The 25501-nt window shown below is 60.4% G+C and carries 25 protein-coding genes and 1 pseudogene; 12 read left to right on the forward strand and 14 right to left on the reverse strand.

Translation table 11 applies throughout. The annotated features are described in order from the left end of the window. Positions 1 to 43 precede the first annotated feature (43 nt). The 5 genes from J3P85_RS29660 to J3P85_RS29680 all read left to right on the forward strand — a co-directional run bounded on the left by J3P85_RS29660 (position 44) and on the right by J3P85_RS29680 (position 4121). Positions 44 to 601 (forward strand): DNA-3-methyladenine glycosylase I, encoded by a 558-nt coding sequence (locus J3P85_RS29660; protein ID WP_250961595.1) that lies wholly within the window; start codon positions 44 to 46, stop codon positions 599 to 601. 43 nt (positions 602 to 644) lie between these two features. Then, on the forward strand, positions 645 to 1532 hold the full coding sequence (locus J3P85_RS29665; protein ID WP_207963584.1) for a lysophospholipid acyltransferase: 888 nt from the start codon (positions 645 to 647) through the stop codon (positions 1530 to 1532). A 364-nt stretch (positions 1533 to 1896) separates the two neighbouring features. Further along, positions 1897 to 2622: a hypothetical protein gene (locus J3P85_RS29670; RefSeq protein ID WP_434704415.1), complete on the forward strand. Its 726-nt coding sequence runs from the start codon at positions 1897 to 1899 to the stop codon at positions 2620 to 2622. 192 nt (positions 2623 to 2814) lie between these two features. After that, positions 2815 to 3168 (forward strand): VOC family protein, encoded by a 354-nt coding sequence (locus tag J3P85_RS29675; RefSeq protein WP_434704416.1) that lies wholly within the window; start codon positions 2815 to 2817, stop codon positions 3166 to 3168. A gap of 164 nt (positions 3169 to 3332) precedes the next feature. Beyond that, positions 3333 to 4121, forward strand: a complete 789-nt coding sequence (locus J3P85_RS29680) for an SDR family NAD(P)-dependent oxidoreductase (protein ID WP_250961591.1) — start codon at positions 3333 to 3335, stop codon at positions 4119 to 4121. A 111-nt stretch (positions 4122 to 4232) separates the two neighbouring features. On the opposite strand, the gene J3P85_RS29685 is transcribed toward J3P85_RS29680, so the two are convergent. The 4 genes from J3P85_RS29685 to J3P85_RS29700 form a co-directional block, all read right to left on the reverse strand. After that, entirely contained in the window at positions 4233 to 4757 is a 525-nt protein-coding gene (locus J3P85_RS29685; RefSeq protein WP_434704417.1) for a phage infection protein, read from the reverse strand. A 33-nt stretch (positions 4758 to 4790) separates the two neighbouring features. Then, positions 4791 to 5210, reverse strand: coding sequence for an organic hydroperoxide resistance protein (locus tag J3P85_RS29690; protein ID WP_030139009.1), 420 nt, complete (start codon positions 5208 to 5210; stop codon positions 4791 to 4793). A gap of 976 nt (positions 5211 to 6186) precedes the next feature. Then, positions 6187 to 7311, reverse strand: a complete 1125-nt coding sequence (locus J3P85_RS29695; protein ID WP_434704418.1) for a diguanylate cyclase — start codon at positions 7309 to 7311, stop codon at positions 6187 to 6189. A 301-nt stretch (positions 7312 to 7612) separates the two neighbouring features. Beyond that, on the reverse strand, positions 7613 to 7987 hold the full coding sequence (locus J3P85_RS29700) for a lysozyme inhibitor LprI family protein (RefSeq protein ID WP_033062452.1): 375 nt from the start codon (positions 7985 to 7987) through the stop codon (positions 7613 to 7615). Positions 7988 to 8667: 680 nt separating this feature from the next. Between J3P85_RS29700 and J3P85_RS29705 the strand changes: the two genes are divergently transcribed. After that, the gene (locus tag J3P85_RS29705; RefSeq protein ID WP_434704419.1) at positions 8668 to 9027 is read left to right on the forward strand and encodes a DUF6124 family protein; all 360 of its coding nucleotides are present in this window, start codon (positions 8668 to 8670) and stop codon (positions 9025 to 9027) included. Positions 9028 to 9127: 100 nt separating this feature from the next. On the opposite strand, the gene J3P85_RS29710 is transcribed toward J3P85_RS29705, so the two are convergent. The 3 genes from J3P85_RS29710 to J3P85_RS29720 form a co-directional block, all read right to left on the reverse strand. Beyond that, a complete protein-coding gene (locus J3P85_RS29710) occupies positions 9128 to 9901 on the reverse strand; it encodes a MetQ/NlpA family ABC transporter substrate-binding protein (protein ID WP_434704420.1) in 774 nt (257 codons plus the stop codon). 77 nt (positions 9902 to 9978) lie between these two features. Further along, positions 9979 to 10641 (reverse strand): methionine ABC transporter permease, encoded by a 663-nt coding sequence (locus J3P85_RS29715; RefSeq protein WP_030139002.1) that lies wholly within the window; start codon positions 10639 to 10641, stop codon positions 9979 to 9981. Beyond that, positions 10641 to 11648 carry an ATP-binding cassette domain-containing protein gene (locus tag J3P85_RS29720; RefSeq protein ID WP_186706437.1) on the reverse strand — a complete coding sequence of 336 codons (1008 nt, stop codon included), beginning with the start codon at positions 11646 to 11648 and terminating at the stop codon, positions 10641 to 10643. The genes J3P85_RS29715 and J3P85_RS29720 overlap by 1 nt, the downstream gene beginning before the upstream one ends. A 360-nt stretch (positions 11649 to 12008) precedes the next feature. Here J3P85_RS29720 and katE point away from each other — a divergent pair. Further along, positions 12009 to 14148 (forward strand): annotated as a pseudogene (katE, locus tag J3P85_RS29725) (catalase HPII). Positions 14149 to 14266: 118 nt separating this feature from the next. On the opposite strand, the gene J3P85_RS29730 reads toward katE, so the two are convergent. From J3P85_RS29730 to zur, 4 genes are read right to left on the reverse strand one after another with little or no spacing between them, the layout of a single operon-like run. After that, the gene (locus tag J3P85_RS29730) at positions 14267 to 14980 is read right to left on the reverse strand and encodes a PA5502 family lipoprotein (protein ID WP_434704421.1); all 714 of its coding nucleotides are present in this window, start codon (positions 14978 to 14980) and stop codon (positions 14267 to 14269) included. A gap of 37 nt (positions 14981 to 15017) precedes the next feature. Further along, entirely contained in the window at positions 15018 to 15806 is a 789-nt protein-coding gene (znuB, locus tag J3P85_RS29735) for a zinc ABC transporter permease subunit ZnuB (RefSeq protein ID WP_186728483.1), read from the reverse strand. Beyond that, positions 15799 to 16581: a zinc ABC transporter ATP-binding protein ZnuC gene (gene znuC / locus J3P85_RS29740; RefSeq protein WP_434704422.1), complete on the reverse strand. Its 783-nt coding sequence runs from the start codon at positions 16579 to 16581 to the stop codon at positions 15799 to 15801. Before znuC ends, znuB begins: the two co-directional genes overlap by 8 nt. Beyond that, positions 16581 to 17063, reverse strand: a complete 483-nt coding sequence (zur, locus tag J3P85_RS29745) for a zinc uptake transcriptional repressor Zur (RefSeq protein WP_186706433.1) — start codon at positions 17061 to 17063, stop codon at positions 16581 to 16583. The genes znuC and zur overlap by 1 nt, the downstream gene beginning before the upstream one ends. 66 nt (positions 17064 to 17129) lie before the next feature. On the opposite strand from zur, the gene znuA reads away from it, so the two are divergent. Next, positions 17130 to 18062 (forward strand): zinc ABC transporter substrate-binding protein ZnuA, encoded by a 933-nt coding sequence (znuA, locus tag J3P85_RS29750; RefSeq protein WP_434704423.1) that lies wholly within the window; start codon positions 17130 to 17132, stop codon positions 18060 to 18062. Between the two features lie 129 nt (positions 18063 to 18191). Here the strand turns inward: znuA and J3P85_RS29755 are convergent, their stop codons facing one another. Together J3P85_RS29755 and J3P85_RS29760 are read right to left on the reverse strand one after the other, a co-directional pair. Then, positions 18192 to 19142 (reverse strand): homoserine kinase, encoded by a 951-nt coding sequence (locus tag J3P85_RS29755; RefSeq protein ID WP_434704424.1) that lies wholly within the window; start codon positions 19140 to 19142, stop codon positions 18192 to 18194. 58 nt (positions 19143 to 19200) lie between these two features. Continuing rightward, positions 19201 to 19488 carry a DUF2782 domain-containing protein gene (locus tag J3P85_RS29760; protein ID WP_053126892.1) on the reverse strand — a complete coding sequence of 96 codons (288 nt, stop codon included), beginning with the start codon at positions 19486 to 19488 and terminating at the stop codon, positions 19201 to 19203. A gap of 74 nt (positions 19489 to 19562) precedes the next feature. On the opposite strand from J3P85_RS29760, the gene polA reads away from it, so the two are divergent. Beyond that, positions 19563 to 22331, forward strand: a complete 2769-nt coding sequence (gene polA, locus J3P85_RS29765) for a DNA polymerase I (protein ID WP_434704425.1) — start codon at positions 19563 to 19565, stop codon at positions 22329 to 22331. A gap of 549 nt (positions 22332 to 22880) precedes the next feature. Here polA and yihA read toward each other — a convergent pair. Then, positions 22881 to 23522 carry a ribosome biogenesis GTP-binding protein YihA/YsxC gene (gene yihA, locus J3P85_RS29770; protein ID WP_186706429.1) on the reverse strand — a complete coding sequence of 214 codons (642 nt, stop codon included), beginning with the start codon at positions 23520 to 23522 and terminating at the stop codon, positions 22881 to 22883. Positions 23523 to 23713: 191 nt separating this feature from the next. On the opposite strand from yihA, the gene J3P85_RS29775 reads away from it, so the two are divergent. The 3 genes from J3P85_RS29775 (at position 23714) to dsbA (ending at position 25491) form a co-directional block, all read left to right on the forward strand. Then, entirely contained in the window at positions 23714 to 24004 is a 291-nt protein-coding gene (locus J3P85_RS29775; protein ID WP_003196231.1) for a c-type cytochrome, read from the forward strand. 46 nt (positions 24005 to 24050) lie between these two features. Beyond that, positions 24051 to 24662 (forward strand): c-type cytochrome, encoded by a 612-nt coding sequence (locus J3P85_RS29780; protein ID WP_434704426.1) that lies wholly within the window; start codon positions 24051 to 24053, stop codon positions 24660 to 24662. Positions 24663 to 24849: 187 nt separating this feature from the next. Then, on the forward strand, positions 24850 to 25491 hold the full coding sequence (gene dsbA, locus J3P85_RS29785) for a thiol:disulfide interchange protein DsbA (RefSeq protein WP_434704427.1): 642 nt from the start codon (positions 24850 to 24852) through the stop codon (positions 25489 to 25491). The last annotated feature ends 10 nt before the right edge of the window (positions 25492 to 25501 follow it).

The following is a 25501-nucleotide window of genomic DNA, read 5'->3' on the forward strand; positions in this document are numbered from 1 at the left end:
GGAGTATACCCGATTCGTTCGTGCGCACGCCCCCTGGAGCCTTATGCCACGCTGCTTTTGGTGTTCTGACGATCCGTTGTACATGGCTTATCACGATCAGGAGTGGGGCACGCCGCTGCGCGATGCGCAGGGTTTGTTCGAGTTGCTTTTGCTCGAAGGGTTCCAGGCCGGGTTGTCCTGGATCACCGTTTTGCGCAAACGCGAGCGCTACCGGGAAGTGTTGTACGGCTTCGATGTGCAGCGGGTGGCGCAGATGAGCGATGCGGAAATCGATGAACTGATGCTCGACCCCGGCATCATCCGCAACCGTCTCAAGCTCAAGGCCGCCCGCCGCAATGCGCAGGCCTGGCTGGCCCTGGAAGACCCGGTGGCGTTCCTTTGGTCGTACGTAGGCGGCACACCCATCATCAATCATTTCAAGGACCGCACCGAAGTGCCGGCCATCACGCCCGAGGCAGTGGCGATGAGCAAAGGCCTGAAGAAAGCCGGATTCACTTTCGTCGGCCCGACCATTTGTTATGCGTTGATGCAGGCCTCGGGCATGGTCATGGACCACACCCAGGACTGCGACCGCTACGCCGAGTTGGTAAACGGCGGTTAGAATAGCCGGCTCGCAACACGGCCCATACATTCAGGAGTGACCTGTGGATAAGTTGAAAGGCGCCTTGCTGGTCGGCGCTCTGCGGTTGTTTGCGCTGCTGCCCTGGCGAGCGGTGCAGGCAGTGGGTTCGGCGATTGGCTGGCTCATGTGGAAATTTCCCAACCGTTCCCGCGACGTGGTGCGGATCAACCTCGCCAAGTGCTTTCCCGAGATGGACCCGGCCGAGCGCGAACGCCTGGTGGGCCAGAGCCTCAAGGACATCGGCAAATCCCTGACCGAAAGCGCCTGCGCCTGGATCTGGCCGGCCCAGCGCTCCATCGAACTGGTGCGCGAAGTCGAAGGCCTGGAAGTGCTGAAAGAAGCCCTGGCTTCCGGCAAAGGCGTGGTTGGCATCACCAGCCACCTGGGCAATTGGGAAGTGCTCAACCACTTCTATTGCAGCCAGTGCAAACCGATCATTTTCTACCGTCCGCCCAAGCTCAAGGCGGTGGATGAACTGCTGCAAAAACAACGCGTACAGTTGGGCAACAAAGTCGCGGCGTCGACCAAGGAAGGCATCCTCAGCGTCATCAAGGAAGTGCGCAAAGGCGGCCAGGTGGGCATTCCCGCCGACCCGGAACCGTCCGAATCCGCCGGCATCTTCGTGCCCTTCTTCGCCACCCAGGCCCTGACCAGCAAGTTCGTGCCGAACATGCTGGCTGGCGGTAAAGCAGTCGGCGTGTTCCTTCATGCCCTGCGCCTGCCGGATGGCTCGGGCTACAAAGTCATCCTCGAAGCCGCCCCGGACGCGATGTACAGCACCGACACCGAAACCTCGTGCGCCGCCATGAGCCAAGTGGTGGAGCGCTATGTACGGGCCTATCCAAGCCAGTACATGTGGAGCATGAAACGCTTCAAGAAACGCCCGCCGGGCGAGGCGCGGTGGTACTGAAGGCCTGTTGCTTCCTATGAGCGAGGCTGCTTGGGATTTGTGGTGGATGCAGAAACTGTGAACACCCAAGCCCCGGCGGGAACCGAGTTTGCTCGCGATAGCGGTGGGTCTGCTTGCATCGATGTTGAATGTGCCGCCGCCATCGCGAGCAAGCTCGGCTCCCACAATTTTTCCAGGTCATTCACAGGCATCGCATCCATCCCAAATCCCTGTGGGAGCGAGCCTGCTCGCGAAAGCGCCCCGTCAGCCGCCGCATCACCCACAGACGCCACTCTCCCGCTGGGCTGCGCAGCAGCCCTCGCTCCTAAAGCTCGGTCCCCCGCTGTCGATAACCCAATGTATCCGCCAATCATGGACCGATGAAATGGAATTCTCTGTTAGCTCTGCCGCTATCGCTCCCGCCAACACCAACCTCACCCGCTCCGACCAGAAGCTGGTAACCCATCCGCCAGCAGACGCCGTAAAGCAGTTGGCAAACGCCGGCCCTGCAGCGATCTACCACCCCAGCGACGACGCACAGATCATGGTGGAATCGCCAGTGGTCATCGAAACCTGGGTCGGTCGCTCCCAATCGCCGGACTTCCCTCGATTCGCCGCACTTGCCGAGAGCGCGAAAAACACCCTGAAGACCTCTTTCGAGACCTTCCAGTCAACGCTGTCGGCAACCCATCCGGACCTGGCCGGCAAGAAATACGGCTTCACCGTCGAGGCCGATGGCCGACTCAAGGTGCTCAACACGGCCGGCCAACTCAGCAGCGCAGACACCCAGCGGCTGACCGATTTGCTCAACGAATCCAGCGACCTGAAAACCGCAGCCGTTGCGTTCCGCGACGCCTCTATCGACATGGTCGACGCCGACTCGCCCTGGTCCGGCAGCTACCTGGGCCGCTACAACCTGACCAAGGAAAACTTCGCCAACACCATCGACTTGGCGCCGATGCTCAAACGCATCGGCTCGGTGCCGCCCCAGGAGTTTTCGGACGGGTTGTTTTTCAACCAATTGGCCTACAAGGGCGAACGGGCAACGCGAGAGACGGAAGCCGCGATGCTTGCACGGCGTGCTGCGCAGCGATTCAGCGCGCAGGCCTGAAAGGTTGGGTCTACCGAATCTTGTGGCGAGGGAGCTTGCTCCCGTCGGGCTGCGCAGCAGCCCCACCCCATGAGCAAAAAACACCACCAACCCCTGTGGGAGCGAGCTTGCTCGCGAAGAGGCCGGCACATTTACATGAATGTCGGCTGATGCCCTAAGCTTGCTTGTCCCCCACTCGCCAAGGAAGCATCAATGGGAATTCGCGGAAAAGACCGTCAGATCGATAACATCGAGCTCAATGTCAACGACATCGCCCGAAGCAAAGCCTTCTATGGCGGTGTGTTTGGCTGGAATTTCGTCGACTACGGCCCGACCTACACCGAATTCAGCGACGGTCGCCTGACCGGTGGCTTCACCACCGGTGAACCGGTGCGCACGGGCGGTCCGTTGATCATCCTGTACGCCGATGACCTCGAAGCGACCCAATCCAGGCTCGAAGCCGCAGGGGCGACCATCTGCCGTGAAGAGTTCGCTTTCCCGGGTGGCCGACGTTTCCACTTTATCGATCCGGATGGCTATGAACTGGCCGTGTGGTCGACTTCCTGATGACTGACTGAGCACAAAGAGGCGCAAAGCCTCAATCGTGTCCATGATTAAAGACCTGCGATATCGGCGACGTCGGGATGGCAACGCCCTCTCTACGTCCGTTGGATGACTGTCCAGCCAGAACGATCGCACTTCCTCTGGTCCATTCATCAAGGAGTCCCCTCATGAACATCGACTTCACCGGACGTCACGTCCTGGTCACCGGTTCCACCAGCGGTATCGGCTTTGCGACCGCCAAAGGCTTCCTGGAAGCCGGCGCCCACGTGGTCATCAACGGTCGCAGCGAGAGCAGCGTGGAGGATGCGTTGCAACGCTTGGGCGCCCTCTCTTCAAGGGCGACTGGCTTTGTCGGCGATCTCAGCCATGAGTCCGGCTGCCAGGCACTCATCGCCCAGCACCCAAGCTTCGATATCGTCATCAACAACCTGGGCATTTTCAAACAGCAAGACTTCTTCGAAACGCCAGACAGCGAATGGCAGCGCTTCTTCGAAACCAACGTGATGTCCGGCGTGCGAATTTCCAGGGCCTACGCCCAGGGCATGGTCGAGCGCGGTTGGGGGCGGATTGTGTTTGTCTCGTCGGAGTCGGGCGTGAACATTCCTGCCGACATGATCCACTACGGCTTCACCAAAACCGCGCAACTGTCCATCGCTCGCGGCCTGGCCAAGCGCCTCGCCGGCACGGGTGTGACGGTGAACTCGGTGTTGCCAGGGCCGACCCTTTCCGAAGGCGTTGCCCAGATGCTCCAGGCAGACGTCGAGCGCAGCGGGGAAAGCCTGGAAAAGGTCGCGGCAGATTTCGTCAACGAGCACCGCAGCACCTCGATCATCCAGCGCGCGGCGCGCGTCGAGGAAGTCGCCAACATGATCATCTACGCCAGTTCGGAGCAGGCCTCGGCCACCACCGGAGCGGCGTTGCGTGTCGATGGCGGTGTGGTGGATAGCATCGTTTAGGACTTATGACACGTAAAAAAACGCCGCTTCCTCGTGAGAGATAAGCGGCGCTTTTGTTTTGGAAGCAACATGGGTGGGTTCGACCGGCTTTCGGAGTGGTGAAGGGATCGTTCAGCTCACTCTGTTTTCCATCAGACGATCCGAGCCGCCTTCGGCCACGCGGTTTTGGATCAGTCGATCCGAGCCACCTTCAGCGACACGGTTCTGGATCAGTCGATCCGAGCCGCCCTCGGCTACGCGGTTTTGGATCAGTCGATCCGAGCCACCTTCAGCGACACGGTTTTGGATCAGTCGATCCGAGCCACCTTCGGCGACACGGTTTTGGATCAATCGATCCGAGCCACCTTCGGCGACACGGTTCTGGATCAGGCGATCCGAGCCGCCCTCGGCTACGCGGTTTTGGATCAGTCGATCCGAGCCACCTTCAGCGACACGGTTTTGGATCAGTCGATCCGAGCCACCTTCGGCGACACGGTTCTGGATCAGTCGATCCGAGCCACCTTCAGCGACACGGCTTTCGATCAGGCGATCCGAACCACCCTCAGCGAACGTAGGTTGAACAAAAGAAGTCGCAAACGCGTTGCTGAGCGACAGAGCCAGAAGCGAGCCAACGAGAGTTTTGCCGAGAGTGTTCATGTCCTGATCCTTTTTATTCGTAGATGAAGTGAGTTAGACGGTGACGTGCAAACGGACGTCGACGTTGCCGCGAGTCGCGTTGGAGTACGGGCAAACCTGGTGAGCCGCGTCGACCAGCGCTTGAGCATCGGCTTGATCCAGGCCTGGCAGGCTGATGTGCAGGTCGATGTCCAGGCCGAAACCGCCAGGGATCTGGCCGATGCCGACGTGTGCCGTGATCGAGGCATCAGCAGGAATGCTGCGTTTGCTCTGGCTGGCGACAAACTTCAATGCGCCGATGAAGCAGGCCGAGTAGCCGGCGGCGAACAATTGCTCAGGGTTGGTGGCTTCACCACCAGCGCCGCCCAGGGCTTTTGGAGTGGCCAGTTTCACGTCGAGAATCTTGTCGCTGGAAACAGCACGGCCATCACGGCCACCGGTGGAGGTTGCGACTGCGGTGTAGAGAACGTTCATGGTGTTTCCTCGCTTGCTGATGGGTTTGATCGATTTAGTTTGGCGCTAAATGTTTGCGCGCTAACAAGTTGAGATAAAGTTAACGGATGAATAATTAGCGCGCAAGATAAATTTTCAAAGATTTGCCGTTTTTGAATTAAACGATTGATCTAAAAGGAAATTTATTTTTAGGCGGTTCGGTATCGCTAGCCTGCGGGGCCGCGAGGTAAGCCAAGGGGAAGGAGTTTCCAGGGAAATCAGCAAGGCCAGCGCAGTGGCAGGCCTTCATAGAGGGGAAAATTCATAAAGCAGAATGATGGTTTTTTCGATCGTTCCCACGCTCTACGCAGGAGTGCTGCCAGGGACGCTCCGCGTTCCGCTTCTGAAGGGTGACGCAGAGGCGCCACGGGATGCATGCCCACGCAGAGCGTGGGTACGATCAACGCCCGACCACCACGCCTCCACCAGCCCACACATCCTTGCGCCTTTGCCTACAACCACACCAGAACCCACCTGCTTGTGTGCCTCGCCCACGGACTCTATTGTCTTTTCGCCCTGCCCATGAATCCCAGTTCTATTGTGAGTTTTCCATGAAGGCTTCCAAGCGCACTCCAAAATCATCGCTTGCAACTCAATACCAAGCGGAGGCCCGCCGTCTGGCTGGCTGCGCGACCACTATTGAGCGCCAGTTCTTGTCGGTTAGCCTCGCCAAGGGTAAGGAGCTTGAACCTGTGGGCCGTATGGCCGGTGCCACACCCTGATTTTTCTGCTGATAAAAAAACGCCGAATTGGCTAATGCCTGTCAGTTAAGAGCAAACGACATAAATCCTGTGGGAGCAAAGCTTGCTCGCGATAGCGGCAGAGTCGCCAACATCGTTGTCGGCTGGCTTACCGCAATCGCGAGCAAGCTTTGCTCCCACAGGTTTGCTGCTTAACTGACAGGCATTAGCCGTATGGCGGTTCTTTTTTGGTTTCGCTCTGGGCAAAGCCAACCCAACTAAGCAACCGCCACTCGATTACGCCCCAACGCCTTCGCTCGATACAGGGCCTTATCCGCGTCGTTCATCAAGCTGTGAAGGTCCTTATTACAGGCCCCCGTCGACGCCACGCCAAGGCTGGCGGATATGCCCTGAACGGGCTCGATCATCAAACCCGAAATCGTATCGATGAGCTGTTCTGCAATTTGGGTCGCAACTTCGAGGGACGTATCCGGAAGCAGGATGGCGAACTCTTCCCCACCGAGCCGTCCGTGGATATCGGTTGCCCGAAACGATGAACTGATCACCGCCCCCATCTCGCGTAAAACCTGATCTCCCACTTGATGGCCGTAGGTGTCGTTGATGTGCTTGAAGTGATCCATGTCCAACATGACGGCGCACAACCCTAACCGGCTGCTCTTACATTCGTCATAAAGCTGCTGGGCATGCTCGAAAAAAGCCCGCCGACTCTTCAGGCCGGTCAGTTCATCGGTTTGTGCGGCACGGGTCGAAATGCTGTTCGCCTGTTCCATTTCACGGGTGAGTCGAAAGGCGATTTCCAGTGCCTGGGACATCTTGTGCGTGGCCCGGGCGGCAAATGCCGCAAACACCAGGATCGAAAGGGCCATGCCGACTTGGATCGGCGACGGTTGAAACAGCAGCCAGGCGGTGCACGGGAACAGCACCACGCCAATGGAAGCCAGCGTCATGTCGCGGTAAGCCGAATAGCAGGACACCGCGCTGACGGACATTCCGACGGTGAAGAGCATGACCAACGCCTGGGATAACAGATCATCCGCCGGCATGAGCACAAACGCCCCGCCGCCCCAGATGCTGGCGGACAGCACCAGCGTGACCCAGTATCGGCGCTCCCAGCGTTGCGGCGTGCGCTCACTTTCGTCGCTGCGGAAATAGGCGACAAACATCGCGATACGCAACAGCGTCGATGCGGTCAGGATGGCAATCCACCAAAGAATGACGCTGTGCTCAAACCGGTCCCAACACAGCCAACTCAGCATGATGGCCGCCAGGTAACTGCCGAAAACCGCAGAAACGGACTGGCGAAACAGTTGCTGCAATCGGTCCGTTCGCACCTGCTCGGCTATGAAAGAAGCCTGGCCGTTCCGAGATCTTGGGCCATCCATTTGATCCACCTGATCGTGACGCAACGAAAACGGCGATTGTGGCACCCTGCCACCAACGCAAACAACTGAATTACACCCAAGGCCCCGATTGAACCGAAACCCCGTGGCGAGGGAGCTTGCTCCCGCTGGGCTGCGCAGCAGCCCCAACCATTCCTACAAACAAACTGCATCATCTTCTTTACAGGAATCAGGCCGGGATCAATCCTGCCTCCCGGTAGCTCAAAATCAGATCATCGAACCCGCCAAAGAAAAACCCGACGCGTTACGTCGGGTTTTTCCGCGAGGGCAAGTTGTTTCCGGGTTACTCGACTTGCGACAGCTTGGCGTCGTCGCAACCGGCAGCACGGCACTCGCGCTCGACAGCCTTGAGTATGACGATACGCGCCTCGGTCTTCTCGTTGGCACAGTCCAGGTAGAGCAGGCCATCGTTGGAACAGGCGCTGTCACGATTTTTGATCCACTGGATTTGAGCGGCTTTCACTTTTTTCTTTTGATCCGGGTTCAGGGCACTCATCGTCTTCTTGTATTGATCGTTGATGTCCTGATCCGACTGAACCATTTTCAGCGACGCGCAATAGGTTCTGTCATAGGCGTTTCTAGGGTTATCGCAACTCATCGCGGATGCCGATGCGGATGCCATTGCCAGCAACGCCCCAACCAACAAAGACTTGATCACTGATTTCTCTCCCTGAATGCCCTCTATTGATTAGAGGTCGCGGCGGGAATTTATCATGAGGGTCGTAGAACAATGAAGCAGATCCTAGGGTTCATTCGGCCCGAACACTGGGCAAATGCGGATAGAGGTTCGGGAGCCAGTGATTGCTGAAAAAGCCCGCGTCGTTCCCGCCGCCCTCGCCGAATCCCCAACCGGTCAAACGTGGCGAGGGAGCTTGCTCCCGCTGGGCTGCAAAGCAGCCCTCACCCACCCCGAAAAATACCTACAGACAAAACCGTATTACCCACTTCGAACCCCAACCGCAAACCCGTCTAGCCCGATTTACGGGCCAAAACCAAGCCCTGTTTATTCCGCTGGCGCGATCCTTCCATCAAGCTACGAATCCTTGCGCCATTGCCTACAACTACGCCAGAATCCGCCCGCTTGTGCGCCTTGACCATGGGTTCTATTGTTTTCCTGCCACTGCCCATCAGTGGTCGGGTTTAGTAGCCCGTTGGTATTTAGTAAGGTGCAAGGCTCCTATCAGTCAGGTATTTCCATGCCTGTATTTGATGGCGGTTGTGCGCAGGGCGCCCTCGGGCGCGCCGGCTTGCTAAGTCCCCGGTCTACTAACCTGCGTACAGCTGCCACCCCTTGTTTAGTAGCTAGAGGGTTGCGGCATCACTTACAGGACTTAGTATATGTTCAAGCCTACCCCGAATCCGCCAGAGGCGGACCAAGCTACCCCGAGAACCAAATCCAAAGCCAAGAAACACGACGAAGCCACCAATCGCGCCTTGGATTATTACCTGCGACCAAAACCGGAAAAGTCCGAAGAGGCGTCCCAACCGGACCAGCTCTTCACCGTCGCAAAAAACGCCGACAACGAATCCCTCCTCGCCAACCTCAGTGAAACCCTGGCGGCAGCTGATGCGATGGTCAGCAACCTGGCCTTCGACTTGGAAGGCCAGCGGCGCCATATCCTCCTAGGCATTCAGCAGTTGATTGAATTGAGTTCGTTGCTGGCGAATCGGGTGTTGGATAACGTTGATCCGCGATAGCCCGTGATCTTGCGGGTCTTTCCGTGACGCCGCATATTCCGAGCATAAAAAAACGGGTCTGCATTCCCACGCAGCCCCGTTTTTTCACCACCTGATCAGCTCAAAACGCCGGCAAAACCGCGCCTTGGTACTTCTCAAGAATAAAAGCCTTCACTTCCGGCGTATGCAGCGCCGCCACCAGCTTCTTCATCGCCTCGCTGTCCTTGTCGTCCGGACGGGCCACCAAGATGTTCACATAAGGCGAGTCGTTACCTTCGATCACCAACGCATCCTTGGAAGGATCAAGCTTGGCTTCCAACGCATAGTTGGTATTGATCAACGCCAGATCCACCTGAGTCAGCACCCGCGGAATGGTCGCCGCTTCCAGCTCACGGAACTTCAAATCCTTCGAGTTCTCGGTGATGTCCTTGGTCGTCGACAGAATGTTGTTCGAATCCTTGAGCTTGATCACCCCAGCCTTCGCCAGCAACAACAGCGCACGGCCACCGTTAGTCGCGTCGTTCGGGATCACCACGTTGGCGCCGCCCGGCAGTTCGGTCAGTGCCTTGTACTTGCTGGAATACGCGCCCAGGGGTTCCAGGTGCACACCCGCCACGCTCACCAGGTGCGTGCCCTTGGCCTTGTTGAACTCATCCAGGTACGGCTGGTGCTGGAAGAAGTTGGCGTCCAGGCGCTTTTCCGCCACCTGTACGTTGGGCTGGATGTAGTCGGTGAAGACTTTGACCTTGAGGTCCACGCCTTCCTTCGCCAGGGCTGGTTTGACGAATTCGAGGATTTCCGCGTGGGGCACCGGGGTAGCCGCGACGGTGAGGGTGTCGGCGGCGTGGGCAGAGAACGCTGCGACGGCAGCGAAGGCAACCAGTAGTTTTTTCATTCAGCTAACTCCTTGTGGGGCGCCTGCTCTTGGCGCCTGCCAGCGAATGGCCGGCTCATGTTTATTGGCCCGAGGCCTTATTTTCTAGAGAAATGCACAACCAGTTTGTCGCCCACGGTCTGTAGGACTTGCACCAGCACCAGCAGCAACACCACCGTGACCACCATCACATCGGTCTGGAAACGCTGGTAGCCGAAGCGGATCGCCAGGTCGCCCAGACCACCGGCGCCGACTACACCGGCCATGGCCGTGTAGGACACCAGCGTAATCGCTGTCACCGTAATCGCGGCAAAAATGCCCGGGCGGGCTTCTGGCAGCAAGGCGTTGACGATGATTTGCCGCGTGGTCGCGCCCATGGCCTGGGTGGCTTCGATGATGCCGCGGTCGACTTCGCGCAGGGCGGTTTCCACCAGGCGGGCGAAGAACGGTGTCGCGCCGACCACCAGCGGTGGAATCGCGCCGGCCACGCCCAGGGAGGTGCCGGTGATGAGTACCGTGAACGGGATCATCACGATCAACAGGATGATGAACGGCAGCGAACGCAGGATGTTCACAATCAGCGACAGCAGCGCATAAACACCGCGGGCTTCGAGCAGTTGGCGCGGGCTGCAGAGGAACAGCAACACGCCCAGGGGCAAGCCGAGCAGCACGGTGAACAGCAACGAGCCGAACAGCATCAGGAAGGTGTCGCCGGTGGCCAGCCAGATTTCCAGCCAGTCGACGTTTGCAAAAAATTCCATCAGCGCAGCACCTCCATGTGGACATCGGCCGCGGTGAAGCGGGCGAAGGCCGCCTCCATGTCACCGCCGGTGATGGCGAGGGTCAGTTGCCCGTAGGGGGTGTCTTTGATGCGATCGATGCGACCGGCCAGGATGCTGTAGTCCACACCGGTTTCCCGGGCGACGGTGCCGAGCAATGGCGCGTAGGTCGCGTCGCCTTGGAACGTCAGACGCACGATGCGTCCTGGGACGTGGGCGAAATCGTCGCGCTGTTCGCTTTCGTCGATCTGCTCGTCTTCCTGGACGAAACGCTTGGTGGTCGGGTGCTTCGGATGCAGGAACACCTCGGCCACCGGGCCTTGCTCGACGATCACGCCGGCGTCCATCACGGCCACTTGGTCGCAAACGCGGCGGATCACGTCCATTTCATGGGTGATCAGCACGATGGTCAGTTTCAGCTCGCGGTTGATCTCTGCCAGCAGTTGCAGCACCGAGGCAGTGGTCTGCGGGTCGAGGGCGCTGGTGGCCTCGTCGCACAGCAGGATTTTGGGTTTGGTCGCCAGGGCGCGGGCGATGCCGACGCGCTGCTTCTGGCCACCGGACAGCTGCGCCGGGTATTTGCGGGCGTGGTCGGACAGCCCTACCCGTGCCAGCAACTCGGCGACGCGGCGGTCGATGTCACTACGGGACAACTCGCCGGCCAGGGTCAGCGGCAGGGCCACGTTGTCGGCCACGGTCTTGGACGCCAGCAGGTTGAAGTGCTGGAAGATCATCCCGACCTGTTGGCGAAAACGGCGCAGGCCGCTGGCATCCAGGGCAGTGACTTCTTCGCCGTCGACGATGATCTTGCCGCCCGTGGAATCTTCCAGGCGATTGATCAGGCGCAGCAGGGTACTTTTTCCTGCACCGGAATGGCCAATCAGGCCGAAGACCTGACCGTTCTCAATCGTCAGACTGGTCGGATGCAGGGCGGGGATATCCCTACCGGCAACCCGGTAGGTTTTATGGACGTTTTGAAACTCGATCACGTAGCGAACCTTGTGGGGCGCGTTGGAAAAGGATCAGCGGTTAGCCGGGCGCGCATTTTAGCCTGTCCGTATAGAGGTTCTTAGCATTTATTTGCGATCGGACCAGTCATTTGGCAATAACGCGATCAAAGGCCATAAAAAAGGAACACAGCCAAACGGCATGGGTCACTCATTAAGCCACTCGAAACTGCGTCGAACTCCAGAGTCCAGTCTACGGCGTAGACGTTGTTCATTGAATGAAATGACCGTGGCGAGGGAGCTTGCTCCCGCTGGGATGCGTAGCAGCCCTTTGTGAGCGCTTTGCGCTCAAGCGGGAGCAAGCTCCCTCGCCACAGGGAACGCAAAGAGGAGTCATGCCTGATGAGTATCAACAAGCCCACGGTCGACAAGAGCCAACTGGCCGGGACCGACACCCTGGACCGCGGTAACACCAACGCCAAGCTCGAAAGCCTGGAACAGTTTCGCTCCGACGCCACCGAGCAGGCGCTGCGCACCAACCAGGGCGTGAAGATCGCCGATAACCAGAACACCTTGCGCGCCGGCCCACGCGGGCCCTCGCTGCTGGAAGACTTCATCATGCGTGAAAAAATCACGCACTTTGACCATGAACGGATCCCGGAGCGCATCGTTCACGCCCGCGGCACGGGCGCCCATGGCTACTTTCAGGCCTATGAATCCCATGCGGCCCTGACCAAGGCTGGTTTCCTACAAGACCCGAGTAAAAAGACGCCAGTGTTCGTGCGCTTTTCCACCGTGCAAGGCCCACGGGGTTCCGGTGACACCGTGCGGGACGTGCGCGGCTTTGCGGTGAAGTTCTTCACCGACGAAGGCAACTTCGACCTGGTGGGCAACAACATGCCGGTGTTTTTCATTCAGGACGCGGTGAAGTTTCCGGACTTTGTCCACGCGGTAAAACCCGAGCCCCATAACGAAATTCCTACGGGCGGCTCGGCCCACGACACCTTCTGGGATTTCGTCTCGCTGGTGCCGGAATCGGCCCACATGGTGATCTGGGCGATGTCTGACCGGGCCATTCCAAAAAGCCTACGCACGATGCAGGGCTTTGGGGTGCACACCTTCCGTATGATCAATGCCGAAAGACCGCAGTAGCTTCGTCAAGTTTCACTGGCGACCCAAGGCCGGGACCTGTTCCCTGGTGTGGGACGAAGCCCAGAAACTCGCGGGCAAGGACACCGACTACCATCGTCGCGACCTGTGGGAATCCATTGAGATGGGCGACTACCCGGAATGGGAGTTCGGCGTGCAGATCGTTGCCGAGGAGGACGAGCACAACTTCGACTTCGACCTGCTTGACCCGACCAAGATCATTCCCGAAGAACTTGTGCCTATCACCCCGTTGGGCAAGATGGTGCTGAACCGCAACCCGGACAACTTCTTCGCCGAAGTCGAGCAAATCGCCTTCTGCCCTGGGCACATCGTTCCAGGCATCGACTTCTCCAACGACCCGCTGCTGCAAGGCCGGCTGTTTTCCTACACCGATACGCAGATCAGCCGACTCGGTGGGCCGAATTTTCATGAGCTGCCGATCAACCGGGCGATTACGCCGGTGCACAACGGCCAGCGCGATGCCATGCACCGTACCACCATCGACAAGGGGCGGGCGTCCTACGAGCCGAACTCCATCGACGGCGGCTGGCCGAAGGAAACTCCGCCCGGCCCGCAGGACGGCGGCTTCGAAAGTTACCCAGAGCGTATCGATGCCTACAAGATCCGCCAACGCAGCGATTCGTTCGCCGATCATTTCTCCCAGGCGCGGCTGTTCTACAAGAGCATGAGCCCCCACGAAAAAGAGCACATCATCGCCGCCTACAGCTTCGAGCTGGGCAAGGTCGAACGTGAGTTCATCCGGGCGCGGCAGGTCAATGAGATCCTGGCCAACGTCGACCTGGAATTGGCCGGGCGGGTAGCGAAAAACCTCGGCTTGCCGGCACCGACCGCTGGAACTGTCGATGTTCCGACGCCATCGCTGGAGCAATCCCCGGCCTTGAGCCAGGCGAACCTGCTGTCCGGCGACATCAAGACGCGCAAAGTGGCGGTGTTGGTGGCCAACGGTGTCGATGGCGCGATCATCGATGTGCTCAAGCAGTCTCTGGAGGCTGAGGGCGCCCACGCCAAAGTGCTAGGGCCGACTTCTGCGCCGGTCACCACGGTCGATGGGAAAACCCTGGCGGTGGATGCGTCCATGGAAGGCTTGCCGTCGATTGCCTTTGACGCGGTGTTCGTGCCCGGTGGCGCGGAGTCGATCAAGGCCTTGAGTCGCGACGGCGTGGCGTTGCATTACGTGCTGGAGGCCTACAAGCATCTGAAAGCCATCGGGCTTCATGGTGAGGCCCGGCAGTTGTTGGTGGAGTTGAAGCTGGAGGTGGATGCGGGGTTGATCGAAGATGCGGATGCGAGCGGTTTTTCGCGGTTTTTCGCGGCGATTGCCCAGCATCGGGTTTGGGCGCGGGAGCCCAAGGCGAAGGCGGTTCCGGCTTGATGGCTGCCTGAAAGGGATTTGTTGTCTGGTAGGGCGCTATCGCGAGCAAGCTCGCTCCCACAGTGGTTTTGTGTCGATCACAAAATCTCATGTGGGAGCGAGCTTGCTCGCGATGCTTTTAGGGCCTACGCGGAGTCAGCACAACCTGCGCCGGCACACTGCGCAAAATCTGCTTCTGCAGCTTCAGGTCAAACCCCGGATCCAGCTTCTTGACCCGCTTGCTCAGCAACGTCGCCAACCACGGATAATCATCGGTACGCGGCGCCTGGATGCTGACGTCGCATTGATAGTTCACCACATCGGCGGCGATGGCGTCCAATTGCCGACGCATTTGCTGAATATCGGCTATGTTGAGCGCAACGGTAGTGCTGGGTGCGCTCGGGTCGATCACCTTGGCGACCGGTTTGGCTTCGGCGGCCTTGAGGTCGGCCTCGGCTTTTTCCAGGTCGGCCTTGCGGGCTTCGGCGATGGCGCTGTTGACCTCGCCAGTGAGCGCTGGGGCCTTGGGCATCAACGCTCGGGCACGGCTCAGGGCGGTGGCGGCGGCGTTGACATCGCCTTTTTGCAGGTCGATCTGGCTGCGGCGTAGATACGCCTCGGCCAATTGCCGCTGGTAGGGTTCCAGCGTCGGGTCTTCGGGCGACTGGGCTTGCAAGGCGGCCAACTGGCCTTCAGCGGTGGCCAGCTCATTGCTGGCCAGGCTTTGTTCGAGCTGCGCGATGGCCGGGCCCCGCGTATCGGGGGCCTGGGTGACCGGCGGAGTACTCTGGCACGCGCCCAGCAGCAGGGAAAATGCGACAAGGAGCAGATAACGGGAGGCGAACGGCTTCATTCCTGCGACTCTCTATTTGCGCAAAAAGCGAGCAAGTCTACACCCCTCGACGGGGCAGGACAAAACTCAGCAGAAACAACGCAGCGGCGCTGACCACGATCGACGGGCCGGCCGGGGTGTCCTTGAACCAGGAAAGGGCCAGGCCGCCACACACCGCGAGCATGCCCAGCAGGCTTGCGCCCAGGGCCATTTGTTCGGGCGAGCGGGCGTGACGCTGTGCCGCAGCCGCCGGAATGATCAGCAATGAAGTAATCAGCAACACGCCGACAATCTTCATCGCCACGGCGATGACCACCGCAATCAGCAGCATCAGCGCCAAGCGCAGGCTGACCACGGGCAAACCCTCGACCCGCGCCAGTTCTTCATGGACGGTGACCGCCAGCAACGGTCGCCACAGCGCCACCAGCAACAGCAACACCGCCGCGCTGCCGCCCAGGATCCAGGCAAGATCCGTCGGACTGATCGCCAGCAGGTCGCCGAACAGATAGGCCATCAGGTCGATCCGCACGTCGCGCATGAAGCTCAGCACCACCAGCCCGAGGGACAACGTGCTCGGCGCGAGGATGCCCAGCAGCGTGTCGGACGCCAGTGGCTGGCGCTGTTGCAGGGTGACCAGCACCACCGCCAGCAACAGGCAGCCGACGGTCACCGCGATGGCCGGGCTGACATCCAGCAGAAAACCCAGGGCCACGCCCAGCAGTGCCGCGTGGGACAAGGTGTCGCCGAAATAGGCCATGCGCCGCCAGACCACGAACGAACCCAACGGACCGGCGACCAGGGCGAGTGCCAAGCCTGCGAGCAGGGCGTACAGCAGAAAATCAGCCATGCTTGCAGCCGTCTCCATGAACATGATTGGAAGCAGAAGGGGCGCTGACCACCGAGCCATGCAGGTCATGGGCGTGGTCATGGTGGTGGTGATAAATCGCCAGGCTTTGTGCGTTCTTTCCGAACAACTCGACGAAGGCCGGATCGCCGCTGACTTGCTCGGGATGCCCGGAGCAGCAGACGTGGCGGTTGAGGCAGACCACCTGGTCGGTAGTACTCATCACCAAGTGTAAATCGTGGGAGACCATCAACACGCCGCAGCCATGGCGGTCGCGCAGGCGCGTGATCAGGCTGTACAGCTCGGCCTGCCCCGCCACATCGACCCCTTGCACCGGCTCATCGAGCACCAAAAGTTCAGGTTCGCGCAGCAGGGCGCGGGCCAGCAGCACGCGTTGCATCTCGCCGCCGGAGACACTTTGCACCGGGCTGTCAATCACCTGTTCGGCGCCGACCTCGTTGAGCGCAGCCAAGGCCCGGGCGCGGTCCACCCCAGGCACCAGGCGCAGGAAACGCAGCACCGACAGTGGCAGCGTCGGGTCGACGTGGAGTTTTTGCGGCATGTAGCCGACGCGCAACCTGGGCTTGCGCCAGACGATGCCGCTGTCGGGCTTGAGCAAACCCAGCACGGCGCGCACCAGGGTGGTCTTGCCGGCGCCGTTGGGGCCGATCAAGGTCACGATCTGCCCCGGCTCGACGCTCAGGTGGATGTTGTCCAGCACGTTCTGCCCGGCGAACGTCACGGCCACCTGCTCGAGGCGGATCAGCGCGTTGCTCATCAGGCCCCCTGGCAGCCGGAGCAGAGGCCGACGACTTCGACGGTCTGGGTGTCGACCACGAAACCGACCTCCCTGGCGCTGGCGACGATGGCATCGCTGATGGATTTCTGTTCCAGCTCGATGGCGGCGTGGCATTCGCGGCAAATCAGGAATTGGCCTTGGTGGGCGTGCTCCGGATGGTTGCAGCCGACGAAGGCGTTGAGCGACGAAATCCGATGCACCAGACCATTTTCCAGGAGGAAATCCAGCGCCCGATAGACGGTTGGCGGGGCGGCGCGGCGGCCGTCCTGCTCGCTGAGCACTGCGAGGATGTCGTAGGCGCCCAGTGGCTTGTGGCTTTGCCAGACCAGTTCCAGCACGCGCCGCCGCAGGGCGGTCAGGCGCAACCCTTGGCGCGCGCAGATGGCGTCGGCCTCGGACAGCGCGCTGTGCACGCAGTGGGAGTGATCGTGGGGACGACTGGCAAGGGGTGTAATAGGCATGGGCAGCGACGAGTTTAGTGAGAGACGTTATTATGTTACCCGTTCTCGCCTCTACGAGTGGTCATCGTGTCCCGATTTTTTTCGCTCTTTGTCGCTTTTGTCGCAAGTTTTCTACTGATCGGCCCGGCCCAGGCCGACGTCAAGGTCCTCACCAGCATCAAGCCGCTGCAGCTGATCGCCGCCGCCGTGCAGGACGGCGTGGCCGTTCCGGAAGTGTTGCTGCCCCCGGGGGCTTCGCCGCATCATTACGCATTGCGGCCCTCCGATGTACGCAAGGTGCAGTCGGTGGACCTGCTGTACTGGATTGGGCCGGACATGGAAGGTTTCCTACCGCGCGTGTTGAACGGTCGTACCCTGCCCTCCATTGCGGTGCAGGAGCTGCCCGGGCTCAAGTTGCGTCACTTCGCCCAGGACAGCGCGTCCCACGAGGATCATGACCATGATGAGGGCGATGATCACGATCACGACCATCGCCCCGGCACCGTGGACGCCCACCTGTGGCTGTCGCCGCACAATGCGCGGGTGATCGCCGCCAGGATGGCGGCTGACCTGAGCGCGGCGGATCCAGCGAATGCGGCCCGCTATCAAAACAACCTCAAGGGCTTCAATCAGCGCCTCGATGCCTTGGACACGCGCCTCAAGACGCGCCTGGCCGGGGTCGCGGGCAAGCCGTACTTCGTCTTCCACGAGGCGTTCGATTATTTCGAAGACAACTATGGCCTCAAGCACGCCGGGGTGTTCGCCGTGGCCGCCGAAGTCCAGCCCGGCGCCCAGCATGTGGCGGCGATGCGCACGCGCTTGCAGGCGGTGGGCAAGACCTGCGTCTTCAGCGAACCGCCTCTGCGCCCGCGCCTGGCCGAAACCCTGGTGGCCGGGTTGCCGGTGAAACTGGCGGAGCTGGATGCGCTGGGCGGCTATACCCCGGCGACGGCGCAGGGGTATGAGCAGTTGTTGGAGAAGTTGGGGAATGATTTGGCGGGGTGCCTGGAGTCGTTATAACCCCGCTGCTCTTGTGGCGAGGGAGCTTGCTCCCGCTGGGCCGCGAAGCGGCCCTAAAATCTTGCGGTCGCTGCGCAACCGAGCGGGAGCAAGCTCCCTCGCCACAAAAGCCTTCGCGCCGGCCTGCTGTTATAGGGCGAACGGCAACATCGTATGAACCGTCTGCCGCTGCGCCAACCGCTGCTGGAACTCCCTTGGGTCATGGATCAATACATCCTGCCCGGCAAACGATTCGGCGGCGATCAACCGCGACAACCAGAACCGCACGCATGCCACGCGCAACAGGGTCGGCCATAGCTCGGCCTCGGCAGCCGTGAACGGCCGCAACGCTGCATAAGCATCCAGCAACGCCCGGGCCCGAGCGCCATCGAGCACGCCGTCGTCATCCGAGCACCAGTCATTCAGGGCGATGGCGACGTCATACAGCATCGGCCCGGAGCAGGCGTTATAGAAGTCGATCAGCCCGGTCAGGTGCGTGCCTTCAAACATCGCATTGTCGCGGAACAGATCGGCATGGATGTTGGCCCGGGGCAGCGCCAGGATGCCGACCCTCTTCAACGAAATTTCCTCCAGCGCAGCCTCCAGCAGCTGACGCGGTTCGGCGTCGAGGTGCGAAAGCAGTTTGCCGCCCTCCTCCTCCATCCAGTCCAGGCCGCGATCGGTCTTGCGCTTGATCATGTTGCCTTTGGTCGCCAGGTGCAGATGGGCGAGCAATTCGCCGACCTGGGCGCAATGCTGGGCGTTGGCCTGCTTGATGTGCTTGCCGGCCAGGCGCGGCTGCAGCAGCGCCGGTTTGCCCGCCAGCTCCCGCAGCGCGACGCCGTCGGTGGTGCGCAAGGCGTAAGGCACCGGCAGGTTGGCGTCGTGCAGCACGTCCAGCAGCTCGATGAAGAACGGCATTTCCTGCACCGGGCCGCGCTCGACCAGGGTCAAGACGAACTCGCCCTGCTCCAGGCTGATAAAGAAATTGGTGTTTTCGCTGCCAGCGGCGATCCCCTGGAAATCAAGCAAGCGGCCGAGCCCGTAAGGGGCGAGAAAGGTTTCCAGCTCGGGCCGAGCCAGGGGCGTGAACACAGACATGGTTAAACTGCCAGTACGGGCGCCCTTCAGCGGGCGCCGGTTGAAGTCGCGAGCGGTATTACCACTCAAAGATTTTCCACGAAGGGATCAGCATATCCGGCTGGTCCGAGCGGATGAAGTTTGCATCAGTGCCGTCGGCGCGTACCAGGAAATAAGGCTTGCCGTTCTTGGGCGTGACCTTGATCGCGTACAAAAAGCCGTTTTGCCGATATTCCTGAATGGTTTTATCGCCTTCGGTGCGGATGGTGACATCCGGGTCCGCCGAGGGCGCGTCATCCGCCGCCATGACGGCCAGCGGGGTGAATGCAAACAAGCCAGCCAGTAACAGGCGATTTAGTGTACGCATGATAACCTTGTCCCTTTGTCGTCAACGGTCCCGCTATTCTAGCCCCGGACCCGCCGAAAAGGTTGATCCTGCTCATGAGCCAAGCCCCCCTCGTCCTGGTGGACGGTTCTTCTTATCTGTACCGCGCCTTCCACGCGCTGCCACCGCTGACCACGTCCAAAGGCCTGCCCACCGGTGCGGTCAAGGGCGTGCTGAACATGCTCAAGAGCCTGCGCAAGCAGTATCCGGACAGTCCGTTCGCCGTGGTGTTCGACGCCAAGGGTGGGACGTTTCGCGATGCACTGTACGCCGAATACAAGGCCAACCGCCCGAGCATGCCCGACGACATGCGCGTGCAGATCGAACCGCTGCACGCCAGCGTCAAGGCCCTCGGCTTCCCGTTGCTGTGCGTGGACAACGTCGAGGCCGATGACGTGATCGGCACACTGGCCCGCAGCAGCGCGGCAGCCGACCGTCCGGTGGTGATCTCCACGGGCGACAAGGACATGGCGCAGTTGGTTGACGGGCACATTACCTTGGTCAATACCATGACCGGTAGCGCCCTGGACGTGGCTGGCGTGAAGGAGAAGTTTGGCGTCGCTCCCGAGCAGATCATCGATTACCTGGCGTTGATGGGCGATTCGTCCGACAACATCCCGGGCGTCCCGGGTATCGGACCGAAGACCGCTTCCGGCCTGCTGGTGGGCGTCAACGGCGGCCTGACCGAGCTGTACGCGCAACTGGACATCGTCGCCACCTTGCCGATCCGTGGCGCCAAGACCCTCGCCGCCAAGCTCGAAGAGCACAAGGAAATGGCGTTCCTGTCCTACGAACTGGCGACCATCAAGACCGACGTGCCGTTGGATGTCGGCCTCGACGATCTGCAAATGGGCACGCCCGACCACGAGAAACTGGCCGAGCTGTATACGTTGCTGGAGTTCAAGAGCTGGTTCGAAGAAAACCAGCGGGACGCCAAGCGTGCCGGCCAGGAGATCGTCGAAGTGGCCGACGAACAGCCCGGCGCTGCCGAGGCCAAGTACGAAGTCATCCTCGACCAGGCGCGCTTTGACGCGTGGCTGGCGAAACTGGAAAAAGCGCCGCTGTTTGCCTTCGTCACCGAAACCAACGGCGGCGATGCCCAGCATTCGCAACTCGTTGGCCTGTCGTTCGCCGTGGCCCCGTTCGAAGCGGCCTACATCCCGCTGACCCATTCCTACATGGGCGTGCCGGAGCAACTGGACCGCGACACGGTGCTCAAGGCGCTCAAGCCGCTGCTGGAAAACCCGGACAAGCTCAAGGTCGGCCAGCACGCCAAGTTCGAAACCAACATCCTGGCCAACTGCGCCATTGGCGGTGACCAGAACAACGGCATTCTGGTCCAGGGCATCGCCTTCGACACCATGCTGGAATCCTACGTGCTGGACTCCACTGCGACCCGTCACGACATGGACAGCCTGGCGCTCAAATACCTGGGCCAAAGCAAGACCGATTTCCAGGACATCGCCGGCAAAGGGGTCAAGCAACTGACCTTCGACCAGATCTCCCTGGAATTGGCAGGCCCTTACGCCGCCGAAGACGCCGATGTAACCTTCCGCCTGCACCAGGCCTTGCAGGAAAAGCTGGCCGCCACGCCAAGCCTGGGCCCGGTGCTCAACGACATCGAGATGCCGCTGATGCCAGTCCTGGCGCGCATCGAGCGCCAGGGCGCGCTGGTGGATGCCAACCTGCTGGGCGTACAAAGTGTCGAGTTGGGCGAGAAGTTGGTGGCGCTGGAGCGTGAGGCGTTTGCCATCGCCGGTGAGGAATTCAACCTCGGTTCGCCGAAGCAATTGGGCGTGATCCTGTACGAAAAGCTCGGCTTGCCGGTGCTCAGCAAAACCGCCAAGGGCCAAGCCTCCACCGCCGAAGCGGTACTCGCCGAACTGGCGGAGCAGGATTACCCACTGCCCAAGGTGCTGATGCAGTACCGTTCCCTGAGCAAGCTCAAGAGCACCTACACCGATCGCCTGCCGGAACAGATCAACAGCCGCACCGGCCGCGTCCATACCAATTACCAGCAAGCCGTCGCCGCGACCGGGCGCCTGTCGTCCATCGACCCGAACTTGCAGAACATTCCGATTCGGACCGCCGAAGGCCGGCGCATCCGCCAGGCTTTCGTCGCGCCGAAAGGCTACAAGCTGCTGGCAGCGGACTATTCGCAGATCGAACTGCGGATCATGGCGCACCTGGCCAAGGATGAAGGGTTGCTCCACGCCTTTCGCAATGACCTGGACGTGCACCGGGCCACGGCCGCCGAGGTGTTCGGTGTTGACCTGGAATCCGTCACCCATGACCAACGCCGCAGCGCCAAGGCGATCAACTTCGGCTTGATCTACGGCATGAGCGCGTTCGGCCTGGCCAAGCAGATTGGCGTCGATCGCAAGCAATCCCAGGCCTACATCGACCGCTACTTCGCCCGCTACCCGGGTGTGCTGGCCTACATGGAGCGCACCCGCGCCCAGGCGGCCGAGCAAGGTTTCGTCGAAACCATTTTCGGTCGTCGCCTGTACCTGCCGGACATCAACGCGAAAAACCCGGCCCTGCGCAAAGGCGCCGAGCGCACCGCCATCAACGCGCCGATGCAAGGCACGGCGGCTGACATCATCAAGAAAGCCATGGTTGCCGTGGATGGCTGGCTGACGGCGTCAGGGCTGGATGCGAAAGTCATCCTGCAGGTCCACGACGAACTGGTGCTGGAAGTGCGTGAAGACTTGGTCGACCAGGTGCGCGAAGAGATCCGCCAGCACATGAGCGCCGCCGCCACGCTGGACGTGCCGCTGCTGGTGGAAGTGGGCGTGGGCAATAACTGGGACGAGGCGCACTGATTCCCACGTCCTGAGGCCTAGGGCTCTTGTGGCGAGGGAGCTTGCTCCCGCTCGGCTGCGCAGCAGTCGTAAACCGGGCGATGCGGTCTGCCTGGAAAAATGCAGGGGCCTGCTGCGCAGGCCAGCGGGAGCAAGCTCCCTCGCCACAGGGGATTGTTGTCAGGATAGGGAGATGGCCATCGCGAGCAAGCTCGCTCCCACATGGGGTTTGTGTCGAGCCGAAGATCGAGCCCAACACCCATCCCACTGTGGGAGCGAGCTTGCTCGCGATAGCGTCAGCCCGGCAATCGATACCGCATTGAATCACCGCAAACCCATGTATGGCTTCGTTAGCTCGGAAAATTCCTACGGTTATTTCCAAAAAAATCTGAACTAAACCCGTGAATCGCCACTCAGAGATTCTGAATGGCTGGTGAAGCCCTTCAATGCTCCTATGTTGTGTTAAGTGTTGGCAGATATCTGGACCCCGCCCTAGCGGTCCGGAACTTGGACCCCGAACTTCCCCCTCCCCATAAGAAGTCCGGGGTTTTTTTTTGCCTGCGATTTGGCTTATTCGGCCTCTTCGCTGCCCTTGTCCGCCAATTCCATCCAGTCCGCCAGCACGGTATAGGCTTCTTCCAAGCCCATGCGCTTGGGTGCCGAGAACAGTTGGATGGTGATCGCGTCGCCCCAGCCCTTGCGAATGTCCGACTGGACTTTGAGCAAGGTATTTTTCGCCGCGCCGTAGGTGAGCTTGTCGGCCTTGGTCAGCAGGATGTGCATCGGCATGCCGCTGGCGACCGCCCAATCGAGCATCAACAGGTCGAAGTCGGTCATCGGATGGCGAATATCCATCATCAGAATCAGACCTTTCAGACTCTCGCGGCTGCCCAGGTAGGCTTCCAAGTGACGCTGCCAGTGTTGCTTGAGCGGGATCGGTACCTTGGCGTAGCCGTAGCCGGGCAGGTCGACCAAACGCCGTTCATCGTCTAGCTTGAAGAAGTTCAAGAGCTGCGTGCGACCCGGGGTTTTCGAGGTGCGTGCCAGGCTCGCATGGGTCAAGGTGTTCAGCGCGCTGGATTTGCCGGCGTTGGAACGGCCGGCAAACGCCACTTCGAAGCCTTCGTCGTCTGGGCACTGATCGACTTTGGCGGCGCTGAGCATGAAAGTGGACTGTTGGCACAGGCCAAGGATAGGGTTCTTCAGTTGCATGGGATTTCCGATGTGGGCGGCGTCGGGAATGGACGCGGCAAGCTGTGTCGTTTCCGTTTCAGTGACGCCAGTATATAATGCCGCAGATTTTGTGTGCGCTTTGTCCCAGCGTAGGATGAAGCTCACGGGAGCGACCGACCGAAATTGCGCATTAGAACGCAGCTCGTTCCCAACCCTGAAAAGGTCGTTTTATGACGAAATGGCTGCTAGCTGCCGGTGTCTTGATGCCGCTTTACAGCGCTCAGGCTACACAGGATCCGGAAGCTGTGTACAACCGTGTTTGTGGTGCCTGTCATTCCGGCCAACTCCCCATGGCGCCCCGCAAGGGCGATCAGGAAGCTTGGACGCCGAGGTTGGCGAAAGGTATGGAGACGCTGGTGCAACACGTGACCCAGGGTTTCAAGGCGATGCCGCCGCGTGGTTTGTGCATGGACTGCAGTGCCGAGGATTACCGAGCCATCATCCAGTGGATGAGCGAGTGAACCCGGTCCATAACTCTTTAACCCTTAGCCGTAGTTGGATTAGCTGATGAACAAACTGATCGTGAGTCTGCTGTTGACCTTGGGGATATCCGGCGTAGCCCACGCCGCTGGCGATGCCGCTGCCGGTCAGGCGAAAGCGGCCGTATGCGGGGCCTGCCACGGCCCGGATGGCAATAGCATGGCGCCCAACTTTCCGAAACTGGCGGGCCAGGGCGAGCGCTACTTGACCAAGCAGCTGAAGGAAATCAAGGACGGCAAGCGTGTCGTGCTGGAAATGACTGGCCTGCTGACCAACCTGAACGATCAGGACCTGGCGGACATCGCAGCCTATTTCGCCAGCCAGAAGGGCAGCGTCGGCGCCGCCGATCCAAAGCTCGTGGCTCGCGGTGAAGCGCTGTTCCGCGGCGGTGACCTGGCCAAGGGCCTGCCCTCCTGCACTGGCTGCCATTCCCCTGACGGCAAGGGCAACGCCGCTGCCGGTTTCCCACACTTGGGCGGCCAGCATGCCCAGTACATCACCAAGCAACTGACCGATTTCCGCAAGGAAGAAGGCGGTCGTGCCAACGACGGTGACGCGATGACCATGCGCACCATTGCCCGCAAGTTGAGCGACGAAGATATCGCCGCCGTTTCCAGCTACATCCAGGGCCTGCACTAAGGCCGTTGCGAGGGGATACACCTCTTGCAACGTTAACGCTCGATTAATCTGTCGATGCGAGCATCAAAAGGGTGGCTTTGGCCGCCCTTTTTTGTGGCCGCTGCCGTTACACTAGAGAACTTGAACCCGCCACGGTCTGTCTTAGAAACAGGCCTTGCCGGGCCCCCTCATTGTCCAGGAGTAAAGCATGCGTAATCTGATCATCAGCGCCGCGCTCGTCGCCGCCAGCCTGTTCGGCGTGACTGCCCAAGCGGCTGAAAAGCCCGCCGCCCCCTATGTCGAACTGGCCAACCCCGTTCCGGTGGCAGCGCCTGGCAAGATCGAAGTCGTGGAGCTGTTCTGGTACGGCTGCCCGCATTGCTACGCTTTTGAACCGGTGATCAACCCATGGGCTGAAAAACTGCCTTCGGACGTCAATTTCGTCCGCATTCCCGCCATGTTCGGTGGCCCATGGGACGCCCACGGCCAGATGTTCCTGACCCTCGAAGCCATGGGCGTCGAGCACAAGGTTCACGCCGCGGTATTCAAGGCGATCCAGGAAGAACGCAAGAAATTGACCGACAAAGAGGACATGGCCGACTTCCTCGCCACCCAAGGTGTCGATAAGGACAAGTTCCTCGCCACGTTCGATTCCTTTGCCATCAAGGGCCAGATCAACAAGGCCAAGGAGCTGGCGAAGAAATACGAAATCACCGGCGTACCGACCATGGTCGTCAACGGCAAGTACCGCTTTGACATCGGCTCTGCCGGCGGTGCCGAACAAGCCCTGCAACTGGCCGACCAGTTGATCGCCAAAGAGCGAGCGGCCACCAAGGCTGTCGCCAACTAAGCGCGGCCCA

It is taken from the genome of Pseudomonas sp. Z1-12 (genome assembly GCF_051132015.1).
Classification (GTDB): domain Bacteria; phylum Pseudomonadota; class Gammaproteobacteria; order Pseudomonadales; family Pseudomonadaceae; genus Aquipseudomonas; species Aquipseudomonas zanjanensis.